The sequence below is a fragment of the Streptomyces recifensis genome, assembly GCF_002154615.1.
In the GTDB taxonomy this organism is placed as follows: domain Bacteria; phylum Actinomycetota; class Actinomycetes; order Streptomycetales; family Streptomycetaceae; genus Streptomyces; species Streptomyces griseoluteus.
The window spans coordinates 1-6,924 of sequence record NZ_MUNH01000296.1 but is presented as its reverse complement, the minus strand read 5'-3'; the positions used below and the strand labels follow the sequence as shown (position 1 = coordinate 6,924).

Here is a 6,924-nt window from a genome sequence, read left to right as displayed (position 1 = left end):
CAGCGGCACCACCGGCGTCGCCTTCCCCCTCGACTGCGGCCCCGTCAAAGCCGTCGTCGCCCACAAGGCCGACGGCGACCTCGACGGCGACGGCAGACCCGAAACGGTCGCCGTCGTCCACTGCGACGCCGCCATGGGGACCCCGCCCGACGCCGTCTACGTCCTCACCCGCAACGCCACCGACGGCAGACCCCGCCTCGTCGCCACCCTCGTCCAGCCCGCCGACCGCCTCACCGCCACCGACCTCGCCATCCGCGACCGCACCGTGACGACGACCCTCCTCGGCTACTCCACCGACGACATACCCAGCTGCTGTCCCGACGTCAGAAAACCGGCCGCCTGGCACTGGAACGGCCACGCCTTCCTGCGCTCCACCCCGGCCGACACCCGAGGCGTCTGACCCCCTCGAAACGCACAAGACGCGCGCATGCCACCCGCACGCGCGCGTCCTCGAGGGGTCCCTCCGGGCTCAGTCCGCCCCGGGCCCGAACACCTCGACCTTGTCCGAAACCCGGCGCACATGGATGCACGCCCCCGGACACTCCTTCGCCGAATCCACCACATCCGTCAGCAACGGCAGCGGCACCGGCGTCGTCGCCCCCACGGCCTGCAGCAACTCGTCGTCGGCGTCCTTCACATAGGCCAGCCCGTCGATGTCCAGCTCGAACACCTCCGGCGCGTACTGGGCGCAGATCCCGTCACCGGTACACAGGTCCTGGTCGATCCAGACCTCCAGCGCCTCGCCGTCCGGGGCCTCCTGCTGCACGCTCATCTCTCCTGACCTGTATCCGCCGGACCCGTGTGCCCGGCGGCTGTCGAACACCCCGACCCTACCCCCGCCGCCCGCTTTCCCACCGTCTGCGCCCGTGCGGCAGGCGGATCACCCGGAACAAGCGGCTTCCGCCTCACGTTCAGTGGGTATCCCCTCCGTGCGAGAGGGAGCGCACCGGGTGACCGACGACACACCTTGACAGTCTTTGTGATCTAGGGGTTTCAATCGACACCCACCCAGGTAGGGTCTGGAAGCGTCCAGCTCCCCTTGGAGGAGGTGAGGACCGTGGCAGCCCACGACGACGACATCAACCGCGGCATCCGCTCGGGAAGAGGGTCCGACGACCCCGCCGGGCAGATCGCCTATCTTGAGCAGGAGATCGCCGTCCTGCGCCGCAAGCTCGCCGACTCTCCGCGGCACACGAGGATTCTCGAGGAGCGGATCGTCGAGCTTCAGACCAACCTGGCCGGCGTCTCCGCACAGAACGAGCGCCTGGCCAACACACTCCGCGAGGCCCGCGACCAGATCGTGGCCCTCAAGGAGGAAGTCGACCGGCTCGCCCAGCCGCCGGCCGGCTTCGGAGCCTTCCTTCAGGCCAACGAGGACGGCACCGCCGACATCTTCACCGGCGGCCGCAAGCTCCGCGTCAACGTCAGCCCGAGCGTCGAACTCGACAACCTCAGGCGCGGCCAGGAAGTCATGCTCAACGAAGCGCTCAACGTGGTCGAGGCCATGGAGTACGAGAGCGTCGGCGACATCGTCACCCTCAAGGAGATCCTCGAGGACGGCGAACGCGCCCTGGTACTGGGACACACCGACGAGGAACGCGTGGTCCGGCTCGCCGAACCGCTCCGGGGCATCACCATCCGCCCCGGCGACGCACTCCTCCTCGAACCCCGCTCCGGCTACGTCTACGAAGTCGTGCCCAAGAGCGAGGTCGAGGAACTCGTCCTCGAAGAAGTCCCCGACATCGGCTACGAACAGATCGGCGGACTCGGCGGCCAGATCGAGGCCATCCGCGACGCCGTCGAACTCCCTTACCTCTACCCCGACCTCTTCAAGGAGCACGAGCTGCGCCCGCCCAAGGGCGTCCTGCTCTACGGCCCCCCCGGATGCGGTAAGACCCTGATCGCCAAGGCCGTCGCCAACTCGCTCGCCAAGAAGGTCGCCGAAGTGACCGGACAGGCCGCGGGCAAGAGCTTCTTCCTCAACATCAAGGGCCCCGAGCTGCTCAACAAGTACGTCGGCGAGACCGAGCGGCAGATCCGCCTCGTCTTCCAGCGTGCCCGTGAGAAGGCCAGCGAGGGCACCCCCGTCATCGTCTTCTTCGACGAGATGGAATCCCTCTTCCGCACCCGCGGCTCCGGCGTCAGCTCCGACGTCGAGAACACCATCGTCCCCCAGCTCCTCGCGGAGATCGACGGTGTCGAGGGCCTCCAGAACGTGGTCGTGATCGGCGCCTCCAACCGCGAGGACATGATCGACCCCGCCATCCTCCGGCCCGGCCGGCTCGACGTGAAGATCAAGATCGAGCGCCCGGACGCCGAAGCCGCCAAGGACATCTTCGGCAAGTACCTCACCGAGCGCCTCCCGCTGCACTCCGACGACCTCGGAGAGCACGGCGGCGACAAGGAGATCACCGTCCAGAGCATGATCCAGACGGCGGTCGAGCAGATGTACGCCGAATCCGAGGAAAACCGCTTCCTGGAAGTCACCTACGCCAACGGAGACAAGGAAGTCCTCTACTTCAAGGACTTCAACTCCGGCGCCATGATCGAGAACATCGTCGGCCGCGCCAAGAAAATGGCGATCAAGGACTTCCTCGACAAGAGCCAGAAGGGCCTCCGCGTCTCCCACCTCCTCCAGGCATGCGTGGACGAGTTCAAGGAGAACGAGGACCTGCCCAACACCACCAACCCCGACGACTGGGCCCGCATCTCCGGAAAGAAGGGCGAACGGATCGTCTACATCCGCACCCTCATCACCGGAAAGCAGGGCGCGGACACCGGACGGTCCATCGACACGGTGGCGAACACCGGCCAGTACCTGTAAAGGGCGGAGCGGCTGCGGATGCCCGCCACGGGCATCCGCAGCCGCTCGCTTTTCAGGCCACGACCGGAGCAGTCAATGACGCAAATGATCTCCCCACCAGTGCAAAGGCGTTCTAGGCTCTTTCCTACCGCCGAGTCGCGCAGTGCGGGGACGGGCACCGCACACGCACCGGAGCGCCAGCGGTACGCGAGCGGCACCCAAGACAGAGGGTGCCGCCGGGCAAGGAGGGCCGCATGACCGTACGGCGAGTAATGGGCATCGAGACGGAGTACGGCATCTCCGTCCCCGGCCACCCCAATGCCAATGCCATGCTCACCTCGTCCCAGATCGTCAACGCCTACGCGGCCGCGATGCACCGGGCCCGCCGGGCCCGCTGGGACTTCGAGGAGGAGAACCCGCTGCGCGACGCGCGAGGCTTCGACCTCGCCCGGGAGGCCGCCGACTCCAGCCAGCTCACCGACGAGGACATCGGCCTCGCCAACGTCATCCTCACCAACGGCGCCCGGCTCTACGTCGACCACGCCCACCCCGAATACAGCGCCCCCGAGGTCACCAACCCGCGCGACGCCGTCCTCTGGGACAAGGCGGGCGAACGCATCATGGCCGAGGCCGCCGAACGCGCCGCCGCGCTGCCCGGCGCCCAGCCCATCCACCTCTACAAGAACAACACCGACAACAAGGGCGCCTCCTACGGCACGCACGAGAACTACCTGATGAAGCGGGAGACCGCCTTCTCGGACATCGTGCGCCACCTGACGCCCTTCTTCGTCTCCCGCCAGGTCTTCGCGGGCGCCGGCCGCGTCGGCATCGGGCAGGACGGCCACGAACACGGCTTCCAGCTCAGCCAGCGCGCCGACTACTTCGAGGTCGAGGTGGGCCTGGAGACCACCCTCAAGCGGCCCATCATCAACACCCGCGACGAACCCCACGCGGACGCCGAGAAGTACCGCCGCCTCCATGTGATCATCGGCGACGCCAACCTCTCGGAGATCTCCACCTACCTCAAGCTGGGCACCACCGCACTGGTCCTCTCCATGATCGAGGACAACTTCATCGCGGTGGACCTCGCGGTCGACCAGCCCGTCCGCACCCTCCACCAGGTCTCCCATGACCCCTCCCTCCAGCACCTCGTCACCCTCCGCAGCGGACGCACGCTCACCGCCGTGCAGTTGCAGATGGAGTACTTCGAGCTGGCCCGCAAGTACGTCGAGGAGCGCTACGGCGCCGACGCCGACGACCAGACCAAGGACGTCCTCGTCCGCTGGGAGGACACCCTCACCCGGCTGGAGAACGACCCCATGAGCCTGGCCGCGGAACTCGACTGGGTCGCCAAACGGCAGCTCATGGAGGGCTACCGCCGCCGCGACGACCTCGACTGGGACGCGCCCCGGCTGCACCTGGTCGACCTCCAGTACGCCGACGTGCGCCCCGAGAAGGGCCTCTACAACCGCCTGGTCGACAAGGGCCGCATGAAGCGGCTGCTGGACGACGCGGAGGTCGAGCGGGCGCGCACGAAGCCGCCGGAGGACACGCGGGCCTACTTCCGGGGGCGGTGCCTGGAGCAGTACGCGGACGACGTGGCCGCGGCCTCCTGGGACTCGGTCATCTTCGACCTTCCCGGCCGCGATTCGCTCCAGCGGGTGCCAACCCTGGAACCTCTTCGCGGAACGCGAAATCACGTCAAGGAGCTGCTGGACCGGTGCCGGACCGCTGATGAGCTGGTCAGGGTGCTGTCCGGCAATTGAAACCCCGGTCCGGGGCTTTGATTGGGCTCCCTTCGCAGGGTGGAAATCCCGGCGTCAGGGAATCATCGAGGTGGCCCCCGTACGTTCCTGGAACTACGGGGCCGATGTCGGACCCGGCTTGTAGGGTCTGATCATCAGCGAACGGCGAACTGAGCGGGGTGAGGGTTATGGCGACCAAGGACACCGGCGGCGGCCAGCAGAAGGCCACACGCTCCACCGAAGAGGTCGAGGAGCAGACCCAGGAAGCACAGGGCTCCGAAGACCTCAAGGAACGACAGGAAAAACTGACCGACGACGTGGACTCGGTCCTGGACGAAATCGACGACGTATTGGAGGAAAACGCCGAGGACTTCGTGCGCTCCTTCGTGCAAAAAGGCGGCGAGTAGCCTTCGGATCGAAGGCGACGGGGGCGCTCGAAGTGGCGATCGAAGAGAACAGGAAACGCTGCGCGCGGTGTGGTATGAGCAAGCCGCATGCAGCGTTTCGCCGCAGGCGGTCGAATTTGGACGGCCTGCAGCAGCACTGCCGGGAGTGCGCCTCGGATTACCACCGCAAGCGGCAGGAATCCCGGGGGCGGAAAGTTCGCCCCCGGGTGGACGTACCCGAAGGACACAAGCTCTGCTTGCGATGCGGTGAGATCAAGCCGTGGAGCGAGTGGCACCGCAACGCGAGTGCTTCGGACGGACTCTCCACACGCTGCAAGGCATGCCGCGCGGCCGAAGGGCGTGCCAACCACCTCAAGCGGAGTTACGGCATCACGGAAGCCGAACGCGACGCCATGGTCGCTTCTCAGCGCGGGCTCTGTGTGATCTGTCTGAATGCCCCGGCCGCACATGTGGATCACTGCCACAAGACGGGTAGGGTCCGTGGCGTACTGTGCTTCAACTGCAATTCGGCCATCGGCAAGCTGGGGGACGACCCCGAGGCCGTACGCCGGGCCGCCGCCTATCTGGAAGGAAACTCGTGGAAGCCAATACTCGTGGCACCGGGCGTCTACCAGCTGCCTTCCTGACGCCTGGGTCGTCCTCCTTCATGGACTTCCTGTCGGACCATCAGCCGGAGCTGCTGCCGGGCAAGCGGACGCTGCCGCCGGTGCAGGGCGTGATCGAGGCCCCGCACGGGACGACGATCGTGGCCGTGACGTTCCCCGGAGGCGTCGTCCTCGCCGGTGACCGCCGCGCCACCATGGGCAACGTCATCGCCCAGCGGGACATCGAGAAGGTCTTCCCGGCGGACGAGTACTCCGCGGTCGGCATCGCCGGCACGGCGGGCCTGGCCGTGGAGATGGTCAAGCTCTTCCAGCTGGAGCTGGAGCACTTCGAGAAGGTCGAGGGCGCGCAGCTCTCCCTGGAGGGCAAGGCGAACCGCCTGTCGACGATGATCCGCTCCAACCTCGGCATGGCCATGCAGGGCCTGGCCGTGGTCCCCCTGTTCGCGGGGTACGACCTGGACCGCGACAAGGGCCGCATCTTCTCGTACGACGTGACGGGCGGCCGCAGCGAGGAGCACAACTTCGCGGCGACCGGTTCGGGCTCGGTGTTCGCGCGCGGTGCGATGAAGAAGCTGTTCCGTGACGACCTGACCGAGGAAGAGGCCACCACCCTGGTGGTGCAGGCGCTGTACGACGCGGCCGACGACGACTCGGCGACCGGTGGTCCCGACGTCGCGCGCCGGATCTATCCGATCATCACGGTGATCACCGACGACGGTTTCCGCCGGCTGACCGAGCAGGAGGCGTCCGAGCTGTCGCGCGCGGTGCTCCAGCGGCGGCTTGAGGAGCCGGACGGTCCGCGGGCCGCCCTGCTCTGAGCGGGCGCTCTCGGTCTTCGCAGTGAGGTGATCCCAGTGACCATGACAGAAAGGGACGGATAACCGGTGTCGACGCCGTTCTATGTCTCACCCCAGCAGGCCATGGCGGACCGCGCCGAGTACGCCCGCAAGGGCATCGCGCGCGGTCGCAGCCTGGTGGTCATGCAGTACGCCGACGGGATCGTGTTCGTCGGTGAGAACCCGTCCCGTGCGCTGCACAAGTTCAGCGAGATCTACGACCGGATCGGCTTCGCGGCCGCCGGCAAGTACAACGAGTACGAGAACCTGCGCATCGGCGGTGTGCGGTACGCGGATCTGCGGGGTTACACCTACGACCGTGACGACGTGACCGCGCGTGGTCTGGCGAACGTGTACGCGCAGACGCTGGGCACGATCTTCTCCTCGGCGGCCGAGAAGCCGTACGAGGTGGAGCTGGTGGTGGCGGAGGTCGGTGAGACGCCGGACGGCGACCAGATCTACCGGCTGCCGCACGACGGTTCGATCGTGGACGAGCACGGTTCGGTGGCGGTCGGCGGCAACGCGGAG

At 67.3% G+C, this 6,924-nt stretch carries 8 protein-coding genes; 7 read left to right on the top strand and 1 reads right to left on the bottom strand.

All coding sequences use genetic code 11. The annotated features are described in order from the left end of the window. The coding region (locus CCN33_RS16970; RefSeq protein ID WP_086694438.1) for a hypothetical protein at positions 1-400 on the top strand (400 nt) is incomplete at its 5' end. 69 nt (positions 401-469) lie between these two features. Here CCN33_RS16970 and CCN33_RS16965 read toward each other — a convergent pair. Beyond that, complete coding sequence (locus CCN33_RS16965; protein ID WP_086694437.1) at positions 470-772, bottom strand: ferredoxin; 303 nt, start codon at positions 770-772, stop codon at positions 470-472. 285 nt (positions 773-1,057) lie between these two features. Between CCN33_RS16965 and arc the strand changes: the two genes are divergently transcribed. From arc to prcA, 6 genes are all read left to right on the top strand, one after another. After that, on the top strand, positions 1,058-2,824 hold the full coding sequence (gene arc / locus CCN33_RS16955) for a proteasome ATPase (RefSeq protein ID WP_086694435.1): 1,767 nt from the start codon (positions 1,058-1,060) through the stop codon (positions 2,822-2,824). Positions 2,825-3,057: 233 nt separating this feature from the next. After that, positions 3,058-4,569: a depupylase/deamidase Dop gene (dop, locus tag CCN33_RS16950; RefSeq protein ID WP_341866578.1), complete on the top strand. Its 1,512-nt coding sequence runs from the start codon at positions 3,058-3,060 to the stop codon at positions 4,567-4,569. A 167-nt stretch (positions 4,570-4,736) separates the two neighbouring features. Beyond that, the gene (locus CCN33_RS16945; RefSeq protein WP_030812711.1) at positions 4,737-4,955 is read left to right on the top strand and encodes a ubiquitin-like protein Pup; all 219 of its coding nucleotides are present in this window, start codon (positions 4,737-4,739) and stop codon (positions 4,953-4,955) included. Positions 4,956-4,987: 32 nt separating this feature from the next. Next, positions 4,988-5,581, top strand: a complete 594-nt coding sequence (locus CCN33_RS16940; RefSeq protein WP_086694433.1) for an endonuclease VII domain-containing protein — start codon at positions 4,988-4,990, stop codon at positions 5,579-5,581. Then, on the top strand, positions 5,533-6,378 hold the full coding sequence (gene prcB / locus CCN33_RS16935) for a proteasome subunit beta (RefSeq protein ID WP_086694432.1): 846 nt from the start codon (positions 5,533-5,535) through the stop codon (positions 6,376-6,378). The genes CCN33_RS16940 and prcB overlap by 49 nt, the downstream gene beginning before the upstream one ends. 66 nt (positions 6,379-6,444) lie before the next feature. Continuing rightward, a partial coding sequence (prcA, locus tag CCN33_RS16930) for a proteasome subunit alpha (RefSeq protein WP_086694431.1) occupies positions 6,445-6,924 on the top strand: 480 nt, incomplete at its 3' end.